Origin of the sequence: Streptomyces sp. NPDC001401 (assembly GCF_042895385.1) — a bacterium.
Classification (GTDB): Bacteria; Actinomycetota; Actinomycetes; order Streptomycetales; family Streptomycetaceae; genus Streptomyces.
Genome location: NZ_JBIAWI010000003.1, coordinates 477,527 through 492,451 on the forward strand (window position 1 = coordinate 477,527; position 14,925 = coordinate 492,451).

Annotated in this window: 15 protein-coding genes; 6 read left to right on the plus strand and 9 right to left on the minus strand. The window is 70.0% G+C overall.

The genetic code is table 11. The features are described 5' to 3' along the window. The first annotated feature begins 248 nt into the window (after positions 1–248). Both ACFY10_RS14105 and ACFY10_RS14110 read left to right on the plus strand, forming a co-directional pair. Positions 249–635 carry a hypothetical protein gene (locus ACFY10_RS14105; RefSeq protein WP_390665343.1) on the plus strand — a complete coding sequence of 129 codons (387 nt, stop codon included), beginning with the start codon at positions 249–251 and terminating at the stop codon, positions 633–635. Positions 636–839: 204 nt separating this feature from the next. Beyond that, entirely contained in the window at positions 840–1,211 is a 372-nt protein-coding gene (locus ACFY10_RS14110) for a hypothetical protein (RefSeq protein ID WP_390665344.1), read from the plus strand. 39 nt (positions 1,212–1,250) lie between these two features. Here ACFY10_RS14110 and ACFY10_RS14115 read toward each other — a convergent pair whose 3' ends face one another. The 7 genes from ACFY10_RS14115 to ACFY10_RS14145 all read right to left on the minus strand — a co-directional run bounded on the left by ACFY10_RS14115 (position 1,251) and on the right by ACFY10_RS14145 (position 6,631). Beyond that, positions 1,251–1,652, minus strand: a complete 402-nt coding sequence (locus ACFY10_RS14115; RefSeq protein ID WP_390665345.1) for a hypothetical protein — start codon at positions 1,650–1,652, stop codon at positions 1,251–1,253. Further along, positions 1,649–2,026, minus strand: a complete 378-nt coding sequence (locus ACFY10_RS14120; protein WP_390665346.1) for a hypothetical protein — start codon at positions 2,024–2,026, stop codon at positions 1,649–1,651. Before ACFY10_RS14120 ends, ACFY10_RS14115 begins: the two co-directional genes overlap by 4 nt. Beyond that, the gene (locus ACFY10_RS14125; RefSeq protein ID WP_390665347.1) at positions 2,023–2,517 is read right to left on the minus strand and encodes a hypothetical protein; all 495 of its coding nucleotides are present in this window, start codon (positions 2,515–2,517) and stop codon (positions 2,023–2,025) included. The genes ACFY10_RS14120 and ACFY10_RS14125 overlap by 4 nt, the downstream gene beginning before the upstream one ends. A gap of 98 nt (positions 2,518–2,615) precedes the next feature. Beyond that, on the minus strand, positions 2,616–3,062 hold the full coding sequence (locus ACFY10_RS14130; RefSeq protein ID WP_390665348.1) for a hypothetical protein: 447 nt from the start codon (positions 3,060–3,062) through the stop codon (positions 2,616–2,618). A gap of 37 nt (positions 3,063–3,099) precedes the next feature. Then, the gene (locus ACFY10_RS14135; protein WP_390665349.1) at positions 3,100–3,576 is read right to left on the minus strand and encodes a hypothetical protein; all 477 of its coding nucleotides are present in this window, start codon (positions 3,574–3,576) and stop codon (positions 3,100–3,102) included. Positions 3,577–3,659: 83 nt separating this feature from the next. Next, positions 3,660–5,477: a VWA domain-containing protein gene (locus ACFY10_RS14140; protein WP_390665350.1), complete on the minus strand. Its 1,818-nt coding sequence runs from the start codon at positions 5,475–5,477 to the stop codon at positions 3,660–3,662. A 74-nt stretch (positions 5,478–5,551) separates the two neighbouring features. Beyond that, a complete protein-coding gene (locus ACFY10_RS14145) occupies positions 5,552–6,631 on the minus strand; it encodes an AAA family ATPase (protein ID WP_390665571.1) in 1,080 nt (359 codons plus the stop codon). A 1,279-nt stretch (positions 6,632–7,910) separates the two neighbouring features. Between ACFY10_RS14145 and ACFY10_RS14150 the strand changes: the two genes are divergently transcribed. The 4 genes from ACFY10_RS14150 to ACFY10_RS14165 all read left to right on the plus strand — a co-directional run bounded on the left by ACFY10_RS14150 (position 7,911) and on the right by ACFY10_RS14165 (position 10,757). Beyond that, the gene (locus ACFY10_RS14150; protein WP_390665351.1) at positions 7,911–8,207 is read left to right on the plus strand and encodes a WXG100 family type VII secretion target; all 297 of its coding nucleotides are present in this window, start codon (positions 7,911–7,913) and stop codon (positions 8,205–8,207) included. Continuing rightward, positions 8,192–9,688: a hypothetical protein gene (locus tag ACFY10_RS14155; RefSeq protein WP_390665352.1), complete on the plus strand. Its 1,497-nt coding sequence runs from the start codon at positions 8,192–8,194 to the stop codon at positions 9,686–9,688. Before ACFY10_RS14150 ends, ACFY10_RS14155 begins: the two co-directional genes overlap by 16 nt. Positions 9,689–9,698: 10 nt before the next feature. Next, the gene (locus ACFY10_RS14160; protein ID WP_390665353.1) at positions 9,699–10,034 is read left to right on the plus strand and encodes a hypothetical protein; all 336 of its coding nucleotides are present in this window, start codon (positions 9,699–9,701) and stop codon (positions 10,032–10,034) included. A 195-nt stretch (positions 10,035–10,229) separates the two neighbouring features. After that, positions 10,230–10,757, plus strand: coding sequence for a DUF664 domain-containing protein (locus ACFY10_RS14165; protein WP_390665354.1), 528 nt, complete (start codon positions 10,230–10,232; stop codon positions 10,755–10,757). Between the two features lie 189 nt (positions 10,758–10,946). On the opposite strand, the gene ACFY10_RS14170 is transcribed toward ACFY10_RS14165, so the two are convergent. Together ACFY10_RS14170 and ACFY10_RS14175 are read right to left on the minus strand one after the other, a co-directional pair. Beyond that, entirely contained in the window at positions 10,947–11,693 is a 747-nt protein-coding gene (locus tag ACFY10_RS14170; RefSeq protein ID WP_390665355.1) for a hypothetical protein, read from the minus strand. Positions 11,694–12,127: 434 nt separating this feature from the next. Then, on the minus strand, positions 12,128–14,911 hold the full coding sequence (locus tag ACFY10_RS14175) for a BTAD domain-containing putative transcriptional regulator (RefSeq protein WP_390665356.1): 2,784 nt from the start codon (positions 14,909–14,911) through the stop codon (positions 12,128–12,130). Between the last annotated feature and the right edge of the window lie 14 nt (positions 14,912–14,925).

Below are 14,925 nucleotides of genomic sequence, written 5' to 3' on the forward strand. Positions count from 1 at the left end.
GGCACTCCTTATCGGCGGGTTCAGTGGCGTCGGCACTGAAGACTGCTGCGAATCACACCCGACCGATGTTCCTTTTGCTCCATTTAGCGGCACGTTCCGCCGATTCAGGTGATGTTGCACTCCTTCGCGCACACGACGGTCGTTGCAGGGGGCACCCGGCGGGGCGTCCATGCAGGCCCAGCCCGCCGGTTCCAGACCGCGATGCCCCAGCGTCGTGTTGCACATGAGATTGACCAAAGGAGCAGGAGATGACCCCGTCTCGCGTTCGCAGCCGTCTGCGTCCCGCCGTCGCCGGGCTCCTGGGTCTGCTTGCCCTGTGCGGGGGTCTCGCACCGGCCGCACCGGCCGGGGCTCAGCCCCAGAGCCGGGCCGAGCCGACGCACTGCAAGATCAAGATCACGGGCAGGAAAGTGGCCGTACGCAGGCCGGCGGGCGACGCTCCCGTCGCCCGGCCCGACTCCCCGGTGGTCCGCTACGTCCACCGCGGCGAGGTGATCCGGAACAACTTCTGCCTCATCGCCCTCGGCCGGACCAACAGCGGGCCGCTCTATCGCAAGTGCGGCAAAGACGGTTGGAACTGGTACATCGTCGTCGGCGGCCAGGTCCCCGTGACCTGCGCGCAGCGCGTCAGATAGGCGGCGCCGACCGCGCAGCGGCATACCTCGGAAACGGCCCCCGTGCAGCAGGCGCCGTCACCGTCTGGCCGACGGTGCCGAGTGCCGCGGTGTGCTCCCAAGACGTGGCATAGCCCGTTGCGGCCCGTAGCCCACGCCCTTCCGTGTCTGGTCCACCTGCCGGACGCGCCAACTGTCCACATCCCACTTCCCCTTGGATGAAGCATGAAGCACATGATGGCCGCCGCAGTGGCGTTCCTCTCCCTGGTCTGCGCGACAGCCCCCGCGCATGCGGACGCGTCCGTGAAGGACGGCAAAGTGGGGCTGAGCGTCAAGGGCAACGGCCTGGCTGTGAAGCAGGCAGGCGGCTGGATGGACGGCCACGGCACCGGTGTCCGGGCCCGCCTGTACACGGTCTACAAGGGCGAACGGGCCAGCATCACCAGATGGAAGGACGCGACTCCCGTCACCGCAGGGACGACAAAGTTCTCCAACGTGGACTGGAACCTGACGGGCCGACGTTTCCGGAACGGCACCTGGCTGTGCATCGAGTTCAACAGCGCGGACGGCACACCGTGCGCCAAGATCCACCGCTGACGTCGCGCAGCGGTCCGCCGGGGACTCCGGGCCTCTCGGTCACGATGCCGCAGGGGTCGCCCGCGGGTGCACTCTGGGCGCTGGGACGATGTCCTGGTACACGGCAAGGAGCCGGATCAAGGCCGTGTCCAGCACCTCGCATCGCTCCAGCATCAGCTCCAACTCCCCAGCCGAAGAGCTGATCTCCTCTTCCAAGGCGTCGGTCTCGTCGGAGCCTGCAGCCAACCGACCGCGCAGGGCCCGCAGTTCGCCGCCGGTCTGCTGCGCCCGCCCGTACCCGGTGTCCAGCTCGGCGGCGGTCTGGCACAAGGCGCGGGCCAGGCGATGAAGGCGGTCGCCGGGCGGGTGCCGGGCAGTGAGGGCGCTCAGCGGGTCGCCGAGACCGAGCTGTTCGGCCAGCAGGCTGGTGCCCGGTCCCGGCGGGTTCGGTGCGGCGGTCATGCCGGGGAGATCTCCCGAAGCGTGCCCAGCGCGCGGGCCAGGCGCAGGGCCAGGCTGCGGCCCTGGTCAGGGCCGTCGGCGAAACCTCGGCAGATCGCCGGTGCCGCGGTGCCCAGGGTCGCGTGGCACACGATGTGCCCCTCGGTACGACGCGCCCGGGTGACCATGTCCGCGAGACGGCCGGGTTGCAGGTCCATGAGGTTGCCCGGGCGGAAGATGCACGTGGCGCAGCGGCGGGCGCACAGCCGGACGGTACCGGTAATCGGGTCGGCGACCTTGTCGTACGGCTCGCTGTCGTCGGTCTCGACGCCGTCGACGTCCCGGGGACGCCGCATCGGCGCCTCGTTGTCGGCTCCGGCGGCGTGCCGCTTCATCGCCGTCCTCCGCAGCCCGCGTGCCCGCAACCGCCGCAGAAACCACCGCCGTTGCACGGACACGGGCAGCACCCCGCCACACGGCCCCGGGCGGCCCTCTGCCCGCCGGGGGCGGGGGTGCGTTTATCGGGCGGCGGGGCGCTGTGGGGGTCGGCTGCCGTGTACCGGATGGCCACGGTGAGCAGGCCGGTGCGGGCCGTACGCGGGAGCCTGTCGAGCGCTTGCAGGCAGTACGCCACGTTCGGGTCGCCCGCCGTGATGGGGATCTTGCATCGGGCGAGGAGTTGTGCGGCGGCCTCTGCCACGGCCCAGGCGAGGGCGGGCGAGTCCAGGTGTTCGCGCTCCTCGGCCGGCACGTGGTTTACCGCGCGGGTCAGCAGTTCGGCCAGGGGCGAGTCTTCCTCATCCTTTGAGGCGGTGAGGAGAGCGTGGGCGTGCTGGAGGATCCGGTGCACGACCGTGGGGTGCTGCGGCATGTCGGTACCAGGCATGAACGAGGTCCTTCCGGAGCGGGCGGGCCGGGGTGGTTCCTGGTCCGCGGGCGGGGGCGGGGCCCGGCTGCGGGCCCCGCATGGTCAACGGCGCCCGGTCACACCCCGGCGCGCCGTACGGCGGCCTGGTAGCTGTCCAGGACCTGGGTGAGCTGGTTCATCTGCTGGGCGAAGCGTGCGGCGTGCAGGTCGGTGGTGTGGCCCATGTTCTGCAGCAGGCCGGTGACCGACACGAAGGCGGGATCCAGGTGGGGGTTGAGGAGGTCGCCGAGGCGGTCGCGTGCGTGGGCGGCGTGGCGGCGCAGTTTGCCGTGGAGCCGGTCGGCTTCGGCGGCGGTGTTGAGGACCAGCTCGGCCAGTTCGCCCAGCGCGGTGCCGCGCTCGTGCCGCTGGCGGAGGAGGCGCTCGTATCCGTCCTCGCCAAGGGCCGCGCGCAGAGCCTCATGCCCGGGCGCGCGCCGGGGAGCGGAGTCTGAACCAGGCAGGATGGAAGGGGCGCTGTTGCGAGCGGCGGTGCCACGGATGCGGCTGGCGCGTTCGGTCATGGCGGTGGGTGTCCTTCCTGTGCGGCGGGTTGAGCGGTCAGAGGTTTTCGCCGTAGTGGCAGGTGCTGGTGTGGCCTTCGTCGCCGGTGAAGGTGTCCGGCAACGTGTTCGTGTGCACGATGTCCTCGGGGGCGAGCGGCGGGCGGGCAAGGTAGGTGCCGAGGTCGGCGAGGTGCCGGACGGTGGCGAGGGGGACCTGGCCGGAGCATGCGGGGCACGGGCCGAGGAGCTCGAAGGCTTCGTCGTCGTAGATCGGGAACCGGGCGAGGAAGACGTACTTCTCGCCGCTGTCGGGGCAGGTGGCAGTGGCCAGGACCGGCTCGCCCGGGGTGGTGCGGCGCCGCAGCCAGTCCGGGGCGGTGGTGATCTGGTCCAGCCCGAGGCCGAGGGCGGCGGCCAGCCGTACGGCGGTGCGGGCGTGCTCCTCACCCCGGTAGCGGCCGTGCGGGCTGACGGCCGTGTTGTGGCGGATGAACACGGCGGCAGCGTGGGCACGTTCGGCGAGCGACGTCATGGGATCAGGTCTCCTTCGCGGTCGTGATGGGTTTCTGGGCGGCCGGGTGCCGCCCCGGTACGTGCCGGGGCGGCACCCGGGTGTCAGGGGTTGGTGGCGGCGAGGGCGGCGGTGGCGGCCTTGCCGATCGCGGCGGCGGCCTGGGCGGGGTCGGCGAGTTGAAGGAGGGTGGTGCCGGGCAGCGGGCAGGGTTCGGGGTCGAAGGCGAGCCACAGCACCGCGCAGCCGGTCGTGCGCAGGGCGGCGATGCGTTCAGCTGCACGGGCGGCCTCGTCGGGGCGGTAGTAGCCGTCGGAGGCGATCACCAGCAGGCGTCCCGCGCCCGGGGTCATGAGGTCGAGTCCGGCGGTCAGGGCGTCGGTGGCTTCGGCGAGGCTGTGGCCGCCGCCTTCCGCGTCGAACTCGGTCACCCGGGCCGGGGCGCGGCCCGGTGCGGTGATCGCGGTCAGGGACCGGCGGTAGGCGATGCTCGCGGTGCGCGAGTCGGGGTCGGTCAGGGCGGCGGCCTTGGCCACGATCCAGGCGGCGGAGGCGATCGGTGCGGCGGCGGCGCGCATCGAGCCGGAGACGTCCACCGCGATGCCGACCCGCAGCGGCGGGGTGGGGCCCTGGCGGCGCTGGGTGCGGATCCAGGGCTGGGCGGTGGGGATGGCGCCTGCCGCCTTTTGTGCGTCCCGGGCCAGCGCGCCGCGCATGTTCAGCCGTCCGGGCGGGGCTGCGGAAGCCGTGACGGTGACCGTGCGTTCCCGGTAGGCGGCCGCTCGCAGCGCCCGGGCGAGCTGCCCGGCGGCCGCCTTCTCGGCCGGGGTGGGTGCCCGCGTTCCGGTCACCGGGGAGGGGGCACGGCGGCCCTTGTGTCGCTGGCTGTCGGGGATGAACGGGCGTCCCCCGGGCGCGAAGACCTTCTCGGCCGTCTGCGCCGCCTGCCGTGCGTGAGCGGCCTCGGCGGCCTTCGCCCGGGTCCGGGCCGTGCGGGCGGCCTCGATGCGGACCTGGGCCACCACCCGCGCGGCCTCGTTCGCCGCCACCGCGCCGACGACCTTGCCGATCACCTCGGCGAGCTCGCCCCTTCGTCCGGTGGGGTCGGGGGCCGGTTCCGGTCCGGCGGCCTCGGTGCCGAGCGCCTGGCACCAGGCTGCGGCGTGCCCCAGCATCGCCTGCTCGTCCTCGTCGGCGATGGTGTGCGCGGCCGTCCAGATCTGGCCCAGGGTTGCCAGCAGGTCCGGGCCGAGGACAGCAGTGACCGTCTGATGCAGGGGTTCGGTCTCGTCCGGGTCGAGGATTCCGGCGTCCCGGCGGGCGAGGATCAGTCCCGCCGCCCTCGCCGCCTGCCACCGGTCGGTGGGCGTGACGCTGGTGAAGTCCGCCATGACCAGGGTGTGTACGGCGGCCCTGAGGAAACGGCGGTCGCCCGGGCGGCGGGCGAGGTGGGCGTGCTCGGCCCGGGATTCCTCCAGGAGCTGGGCTGCTGAGTCCAGGGCCGTGCCGCGTAGCGGTGGCGGTGTGGTCCAGGTGCTGTGGCGGGCGTGCGCGGCCTCGTGGGTGAACGCGCCCCAGGCGGCCGGGTAGTTCTCCTCGTCGCCGACCCGGGTGGGGTCGATGGTGGCCGGGTTCAGCGGGGCGAAGAGCCCTGCGTCGATCTCCAGTTGGGCCGTGATGGGGTAGAAGGCGGCCGGGGCGCCGGAGCGGGTGCCGTGCTCGCAGGTGACGATCACGTCCTCGCGTTCGGCGAGTTCGGGCAGTCGCTCCCCCAGGGCGGCGGCGATGCGCAGCCAGTGAGGGGCCTGTGGGCCGGGGCGGGGTTCTACGGCGGGGCCGCCGTCGTCCTCCCAACGGGCCAGGTCTCGTTCGGTCTCGGTTACGGCGGGCGGGGCGGTCAGCACGTGGGCGGGTGCGGGCATGGCGGATCGGTCCTTTCCAGGAGTCGGTGGTGGGTGCGGCCGCGGGCCGGGGCGGTGCCCGGCCCGGGCTGGTGTCAGAGTTGGCGGCCCAGGGCCAGGGCGGTGACCGGGCGGCCGATCGCCTTGGTGACGATCTCGGTGACCGTGTCCCGGTCCTCCAGCGGGGCGATGCCGACCAGGTTGGCGAAGGCGGCCTCGGTGCCGAGTACGTCGGCGATCTTCTGGAAGGCGATCAGTTCGCGCAGCTGTGGCGCCCAGCCGACGTCTCCGGCCTGCTGGCTGGCGGCGAGGTGGCGGGCGATCCGCACCGCCGTGCGGTTGATCTTCAAGGCGGCGGCGAGGTCGTAGTCCGAGCCGACCTGGATCTGCACGCTGAACCGGCTCGCGAGGGCCTCGGTGAGGACCGCCCCGTGGACGCCGGGGTTGTGCCCGGCGATCACGTAGAAGCCGTCGGCGGCGGTGATGGTTTCGCCCTTGTGTGCCTTGACCTGGATCTGCCTGCGCCCGTCCATCGCCGGATACAGGGCGGCGAGCACCTTCGGGGAGATCAGGGTGGCGTCGTCCAGGAGGAGGGCGCGGCCTTCCTGCATGGCGGTGACCAGCGGGCCGTAGACGAACTCGTAGCCGCCGTTCGCGTCCTGGGTGTATTCACCGATCAGGTCGCCGACTGTGGTGTCCCCGTCCCCGGCCACCGTGATCAGGTCGGGGAAGGCCGCCTCGATCAGGGAGGTCTTCCCGGTGCCGGGCGGCCCGTACAGCAACACCGCCACCTGTGCCTCCCGCAGCCGCTGGAGGGCCTCCACATCCGGCAGCGTGGCCAGCGCCCTGGGGTGGTATCGCTGCCCGTTCGGGCGGGTGATCGGCTCCGGCCGCCCGTTTGGCGGCGGGGCCGCAGGCGCCTGCGGGGAGGCCTGGCGCGGCACTGGGGGCGTGCCGCCTGGGGCGGGCGGTGACGGTGCAGCGTGCTGGGCCGCGTTGGCCGTTGCCGAAGTCGACCGGTATGTACGGGGTTTAGAACCGGACCGCTCCGCCTCGCCCCGGCACACCAGCGTCTCGCAGGCGTTGCCGACCGCGCCGCCCGAGTGCCCCAGCCTTCGCGCCAGCTCCGTGACCGTGAAGACCCTCCCCGGACTCGCTGCCAGCACGTGGGCGATCCTCGCCCGCAACTCGCCCGGGCGGGCCTTGGCGCCCGGGCCGGGTGGCGGCCCTGCAGGCGTCGTGGGGGAATTCGTCGGAGTGGAGGCGGACTGCTGCGGTTCGGGGCCGGAAGGCGGGGACGCGGGCGCAGGCGTGGCGGTACTCGTCATCGCAAAGTCCTTTCACTGGGGCATTAGGGCCGCCATATCCGAATCCGAAAGCGGCCAGCCTCTGGGCACACTCCACCCGTCATCCGTTTTCGGGCGGTCCCCATCAGCGGGATTTTCATTCCCGGCCTTTCCGGGAACAATTCAAATATAGCTCGACCTGCACCCTGACTGAAGCCGCATTCCGGCTTGATAATGCTGGAATTCTCGTGAATTCACGACGGGAATTCAGGGGAATTCCCGGAGGTGCGACGCAAGGCGTCGCGGGCGGCGGCCTGCACGACCGATTCACAGGTACCCAAATACGCCGGCGCCCCGGGAATTCGAGTACACGCACGATTTGCGGCCCCCGGCGCGGCCCCCGGCGCGGCCCCCGGCGCGGCCCCCGGCGCGGCCCCCGGCGCGGCCCCCGGCGCGGCCCCCGGCGCGGCGGCACCCTCGGCTGCGCCTGAGGCGCCGCCGCGCCAGCGTGGGGAGTTGACCCCTCCTGGGTCAGGGCTGCACAGAGGGGGCTTGGAAGCGGAGCTGAAGAAAGGGAAGAGTCACACAGGATGAGCCAGCGACGACAGGGCACGGGCGCACGACGGGATGCGCGGGGGCCCGGCGCGGGCTGTCAGTAGATCGGGATGCGTTGCTGCACCGATATACAGTCGCCCTCGTCCGCCAATGGCTCGCAGGGCCTCTGGCCTGCACCTTCGCGTGGAACGGGGGTGTCGTTTCCAAGCGCGGACACTGAAGCGACGGCTGATACGACGCCGGATACGACGGGGCAAGCGCCATCGGACCAACCAAGCCGAGCGGCCAGAAGCCGCACCCGATCCCCGCACGACAAGGTGATGGCGGCCCGTGTCCTGGTCAGCGGAGAATTGTCCGTCCACCGCGAATGCTTGCCGACGCGGGCGCTGGGCCGGAGGTCGCGTCCGACACCCCCAAGATCAAACCGGGCGAAGCCGACTCTTCCCGGACCCTGGTGTATCCCCGTCGGCGGACCTCGCCGAAGCCCCGAGGTAAGCCGCAGGTCAAGCAATGTGCAATTCCAGGAACAATGGACTGTTGCAGCGGCTGGAGGCACTCGTTCCGGATACCTGGCCGTGGCATTCTCTCGTGGTCGACAGATACGGGGGATCGGATGCCGGGACAGCTGACAGTCAGGTTCGAGGACCTGGCTCAGGCCACGGAGGACATCGGCTCGATAGCCGACGCGGTCCAGGAGCACCTGGCCGAGCTGGACGATGCCGTGCGCCGCATAGCGGACACATGGGAGGGCGACGCCCATGACGCATTCCACGGCTACTGCCGACAATGGAGCTCCGCCTCCCGCGACTTGCACCGTGCGCTGCGCGACCTCCAGAAAATCGTCGAAACGGCACACGGCAACTACGCGGCGGCGCGGGCCGCCAACGTGCGTATGTGGCGCGGGCGATGAGCCGCCCAGCCGACGGCGGCGGCAGCGGCGGACCGATCAACCTCTATCCGGAGGACCTCTACAGCGTTGGTCTGCACTTCGCGAGCGGTCAGGACACCATCGACTCCATCGCCAGCACGCTGAACGCGGCGCTCCAGAACGCCGGAGGCATGGCGGGAAACGACGACTACGGGCACAAGTTCGGTGCGAAGTACGACCCGGCGGCCAGAACTCTTTTCACCGCGCTGTCCGCTTCCGCTCGTGCGATCGGCCAGGCGTCCACCGCCTTGGTGACGACGGCCAACAACTTCCTCAAGGCCGACCACCACTCCAACGCCAAGGCAGGCGGCAGCGAGCCCGACCAGTTCTCACCGCCAGGGGTGTTCACCGATGTGACATACCCGGACCCGGCATCGGCGATCGGGCCCGGGGACTCCTCCATGCCTGATGCCATCGCCAAGTACTGGCCCAACGGGCACCAGGACAAACTGCGAGCGGCAGCTGACGCGTATCGGACCGCGTCCACCGCCATCGACACCCTCGGTGCAGGACTGCACCGGCACGTGCTGGCCATCACCGAAAACAACTCCGACGACTCCATCGACGCGATGGCCGATTTCTGGAAGAAAATCTGGCAGGACGGCCAGGGCGGCGGTCAGGCTCCGCTTTCCACCGCCAAGCACGCCTGCGACGAGCTCGCCAAAGCATGCGACTCCTTCGCTCAGGCCATCGACGACGCGCACAGTCAAACCGAATCCAAGATGGCCGAGGCAGGTATCGCCATCGGCTTGACCACCGCGGCCGGCGTTCTGCTCACCGTCTTCACAGGCGGCGGTTCGGACGCTGCCGCAGGAGCCCTCGACGCAACGGAGGCCGCCGCGATCCTCGGCGACGTCGAGGTCACTCTCGACTCGGCCGTCACCTCCATCAGCACCGAGATGATCGCGGACATCGAGATCTCCCTCCAGGCCGCCGCGGAGGGCGTCCCCGAGATCGAGGCGGTAGATGCCGGGACAACCGAGGTCAGCCAGGTTCTCGAACGAGAGCTCGCCGAGTCTGAAGCCCGTGAACCAGCCGGCGTCGGCGGACGCGGGGGAGGCGGCGGAGGCGGCGACGAGCCTCCGACCGGAGGTGGCGACGACGAACCGCCCGCGGACGACTCCGGAGACGAAGGACTGCCGAAGTCCTATGAAGAGAAGTCAAAAGCCGTTCGCGACGTCATGTCGGACGACCAAGGGAACCTCGTCGGCGAAGAGGACGCCAAGGGCGTACGCATGGTTACCGAGGAAGAACTGCAACAGACACGCCAAAAACTGTTCGAGCGCCTCGGCGAGCCAGAGATCAAGGCGACGCCCAAGGGGAACATCGAGGTCTGGCGACTGTCCGATGACCCCCCGTCCACAGTGACGTATCGGCCGTTCAGCAAGTCAGGGGGCCCTACCATCGACATGAACGACGTAGACGGCCTGGACGCCAAGCGACTCCACATACCGCAACACTGAAGGACACCGCATGCCGACGGAAGAGGAATACGGAGAAGAATTCTCCTACCTGGCCGATTACGTACACGAAGACTGGCTCGGATTCTCCGTGATCACCGGAACGGTCGGAAAGCTCCTCGGCAAGGGGCACAGCATGGAGGAGCGGAAACGGCTCACCCTGCGCATCGTCGGCGACCTGCTGGACCTGGGAGCCAAGGCCGGGGACCTGACCGCCGACGAAGAAAAGCCATTCATAGCATGGGAGACGGACAAGGCCGCCACACTGTCCAGGATTAAATCCGAGATGGAAAGCCTCGGTCGCTCGCCGGAATCCGGTGACATCTGCTGGATCACAGTTGACGGGTGATGCCCGGGAGCAGTACACCAGTACGACTTCGTGACCTGAGGTCGGAGGTGGGGGCAAGCCTTCTCGCGACATGCCCCTGGAGCGGAAGGTGACTCCAGTGAATGCCTGCCTCACGGTCCCGCCGCCCTTCGGCAGGGTGGGTGTCCCGGATATTGGATAACTCCCTGCGCGGCCGCAGAGATTCGGGGATCCTGGGTGACGGTGACCGACAAATTGAGCGATATCACGCCGAGCAGTGAGGTAACGGGGCTTCTTCGGATCCTGGACGGACAGCGACGCCACGTTCTCGGCATCCTTGACGGGCTCGACGCGAAGGATCTTCGACGTCCCGTGCTGCCTTCCGGATGGCACTGCCTGGGGATGGTCCAGCACCTGGCGCTCGATGTGGAGCGGTTCTGGTTCCGCGCGGTCGTCGCCGGGGATGAGGAGGTCATCCACGGTCTGACGAGCGGCGACGAAGCGTGGAAAGTGGCCCCGAAAGTGTCGGCCGTCGAAGTGCTCGACGGATATCGGCGGGAGGCAGAACTCGCCGATGCCATCATCACCGCCGCCCCTGCCGAAGCCGCCTTGGCCTGGTGGCCCCACGACCTGTTCGGTGACCCGCACCTGCACACGCTGCGCGACGTCCTGCTACATCTCATCACCGAGACTGCGTGCCATGCAGGCCACCTCGACGCAGCCCGAGAGCTGATCGACGGCCGCCGCTGGCTGGTCCTGACCTGAAAATTTCCGGTCCGCTCCGCGCACTAACCTCGATCATTCATGAGGGTCCGTCAGCTTGCTGACGGACCCTTTGTGGTGAGTGTCGGTGGGGGCCGTCGGCGTCGGTGAAGCGCAACTGAGCACCGGGGTGCAGCCGTTCCTTGCGCACGATCAGCCGTAGCCCCTTCGGCCCGCCTCGAAGCGAAAGGGCTACGCGTCATCCGACCGAAGCACCGCGCGAGCGGCGTCGATCAGTTGGCGCAGCGCCTGAGCGTAAGCGTTGACCGCCTCGGTCTTCAGCGGTTCGAACGGGGGCAACGTCGCGTCAAGCAGGAGCGCCCTTTGCCCGTCATCGTCGATGACCTCCGACACGTCGAACAGCGCGTACCTAGCCACTGACCGGCTCGTCTCCTCGTCCCGTCCCGCCTCGTGATCCGTGCGCAGATCATTCAGCGTTTCCCTTACGCGGTGAGCTCCCGCGCTCGACGAAACCGCTGCCAGCGCATGGTGGGCCCGGGCGGCGGCGCCCCGTTCAGACACCAAGCGCATCACACGCTCGACTGCAGACACCACCGCCTCCGCGTGACCGACGATCGTAGGTGGTGCGATCAGCTCGATTTCTGCTTGCTTCTGCGTCAGTTCTGCGTACGCACGCTTGAGATCCGCCTCCTCGTCTGCTCGGCGAAACATGAGTTCGGCGGAATCGAAGGTCTCGCGGGCCAGACGGACGAAGGCGGCTATCTCGACGCGCCGATCCACCCTCAGGGCAGCCAAACGCTCCGCCTGGGCAGTGATCCGAGCCGCGTCGCGGGCCGCGTTCGCCTGTTCATTGCCGCTCCGGGCCTGCAACCAAGCCGCAAGCCAGGTGCCGAAGAACCCGACAAACAGAGCGATGAGCGCCACGTAGGCGCCGAACAGCTCTGGGTTGTGTTTGAAGTAGTCGAACAGCTTGTGCACCCGCACATCATGCACGTGCCACGCGGGTCATGAGGCCTGGTCGCCGGAAAGGGCGAACCCGCCCTCAACGGCCAGGTGAGCCTCGGTGAAGCGGTCCGTGATGGCCCTCTCGACACGTACCCGGAACCCCTCCGCGCGTGCGGTCGCCTGCGCCGTGAGCGCCTCATCAAGCCGGGGTCCGGGCCGGCAGGCAGAACAAGCTCCTCTGTGGCAGCATCGCGACCGTGATTCTCGTCGTGGTGCCAGCCTCAGCCAAGCGGACAGGCGAACCGCACGGTGCATCAGCATCTCTTGTTCACGTGCGCTCAACGGCCGCCATCGGCGCTTGCCCTTGCGCTTTCCCATCCCAGCCCCCCGGCGCCGATCACCAACCCCCTATGCTGCCATGCGCGCGCCTTTCGACCTGAGGCACACAGAGGTGGTGAGCTGCTACTTCATCGTTTCTGACGGGTGTGCGTCCGGGGTGCGATAAGGGCCTGGGTGGCCGGCTCGGGTTCGAGTCCGAGGTCGGTGAGGTGTCTCTCCAGGCGGGTGTAGGTGTGCCGGGCGGCGTCGTGGAATCCGGCGGCTTGGTAGAGGCGGATGGTGTGCTGGGCAAGGCGTTCGTGGTCGGGGTGGATGGTGCCCAGGTGTTCCAGCAGCGCCAGGACGGTGTCCCGCTCTCGTGGCGCGGCGCTGGCGTGCTCGGTCTGGCGGGCCAGGCGTAGGGCGGCGTCGGTGGCCTTCATGGCCAGGTGTTCGCGGATCGTGTCTGCCCACAGGTAGTCGCTGCCATGGGCGAAGGGACCGCGGTAGTGGGCAAGGGCGTCGCGCACCGCAGCCAGGGCATCGTTCTCTGCGCGTTCCGTATCTGAAGTGGAGAATGCTTGTTTCAGACTGCGACTGAAGTCCGCAAGGTCGGTTTCCACGAGCTCGGGGTGGAGTTTGTGGAGTTCTCCCTGGAGCAGGATAAATTCCTGTGCGGCGAATCCGGTCGCGGCGCGCAGAGCGCGGCGTACGGCGCGGCGCAGGTTTTTCAGCGCGTTCTGGTCGCTGCCGGGAGCGAGGTGGAGTTTTTCCGCGATGTCGGAGGCGAGGAGCCCGGTCGGGTGGGCGGCGAGCAGGGCAAGGAATTCGTGGACTTCGCCTCGCAGGTTGGTGCCGACAGGGTCTTGGTGGCCGCGCGCATAGAGGGTGATGGGCCCGAAGACGTGGAGGCGAACCGGCTTGGTCTGCGTCGGCCGTGACATCTCGACCGCATGCGGGCGGGCGGGCGCGTCCTCCGCCTCGGGCTCAGGCCGGCTATCGGGGTGCTCCCCGTCGGAGCGGGCGCTAGGGGTGGGGAGGATCCGCAGGCGGGGGCGCTGGCCGTGGGCGGTGAGGAGGACGTCGGTGACGTCCCGTCCGGCCTCGGGTGTGAGGTGGAACATCCGGAGCGGGCCGTGGCGTTGGCCGGTGGTGGTGCCGTCCTCGTCGATGTGCCAAGAGGCAGCGCCGGGCAGCGGGGTACCCAGAGTGAGGAGGATCAGGGTGTCGGGGCGGCTGCGGGCGACCAGGGCCTGGAGCTGTCCAGTGTGGGCAGCGTCCGGCGTAGTGAGCAGGAGCAGGGTGCCCGGGGCGGTCTCCGGCGGGGTGTCGGCCGTCGTCGGCCCGGTTGGCGCAGGGTCGGTGTCCTGCTGGTCGCGGGTGCGGGCGTGGGCGATCAGGTGTCGTTCGGCGGCTTGGATGGCTTCGGCGGTATCGGCGCTCTGGGTCAGGGCCGTGAACTGGGTTGGGAGCCCGGGCAGCAGACTCTCGGCCAGGTCTTCGGGGACGACTGCGGTGAGGCGCCCGGGTGCGGGGCGCTGGCGTTCGGCGGCGGTGAGGATGCCGACCAGCAGGGCGCGGGCGGCGCCCTCGGCGCCGGGACCGGTCCAGGTACAGCCGCCGGGCATGGCCAGCTCGGCGAGCGGGACCTCGGTGTTGTCCCGGGCGCCGATGGTGACTGTGCCCGCAGGGCGTGGTGGTTGGGGCGGGGTGCGGTGGGTGATCAGGGCGTCGGGATCCTGCGGGCGGCGGGGCCGGGTGGCCGCGTGGGCGGCTTGTGTGGCCTTGTCCACGAGGGGGCTCAGGGCGGGCACGTCCGCTTCCGTGTCGGGCTGTCGCAGTCGGTGTTGGTGCCAGTGCCAGTAGCGGCGCGCGGCCAGTAGCCCGGCTGCCGCGGTGATGCCGATCAGGCTCGCCTCCCCGAGACCGAGAGCGGCCGGGCCGGGATCGGTGTCCGTCTTCCGGGCCGCGGTCTCATCGTGACGGTCGGGCACCGCCGGCGTGTGATGACCGCCTGCCGGTTGGCCAGTTCCCGTGTCGTGGTCGGGAGTTGGCTGTGCGGGCGCGGTCTCGGTGGGCGGCGGATGAGGGGGTGGAGGCGCCGTATCTGGGGCACGGGGAGGCTCTGGCAACGGGGTGGCAGTCCGGGCGACGGGGATGGTCAGTTGCCAGCCGGGCTTGATCAGGTCCGGGTCTCTGAGCCGGGCTCCGTCGCTTTGGACGCGGTCCTTGTTCAGTGCGTAGATCCGCGGCCATTTGAGGGCGTCTCCCATGTGCGTGCGCGCGATGTCCCACAGCGTGTCGCCCTCGATGACCGTGTACTCGATGTGCCGGGCTGTCTCGGTCTTGCCGGACGGACTTGGCTGCTCCGAGCCGAGCCCGACCATCGTGGCCGTCCCCGGGGCTGTCGCGGCTACGCCAAGCGGGGCGGCCTGTCGGCCCGGGGCGGGGACGAGAGGGGCGGTCGCGACGGTGTGTGCCCGTACCTCATCCGGGAATGAGGACTGCTGGGCGTCGGCTGGCTGCGGGCGCCACAGGCCGATCAGGGCGATGACGAGGGTGCCGATGCACAGCGCGGCCAGCGAGCCCTTCACCGACAGGGCGGCGACATGCTCGTCGTGCGCGTGGCGGTCGCGCAGCAGCTGCGGGAGATGGGCCGAGTACCAGATGGTCTCGCGGACTACGGTGCAGGCGAAGGCGGCCCAGCACACCCAGCCCACCAGGGCCAGCAGGCCGATCATCAAGGGATCGCTGACCGGCTGCATCAGCCGCTGGCCGAACTCGCTGAAGGAGGCGACGTGTTCGGGCCATGGCAGGCCGGCCTGCCACAGGACGTAGGGCATCCCGGCCAGCAGGGCGAGCGTGACGGCCAGGGTTCCGCCCGCTGTGACGGCCGCGCTCAGCCGCTGGCGCAGCTGCGGAGGATGGATCATCGCCTGTTCGCTCT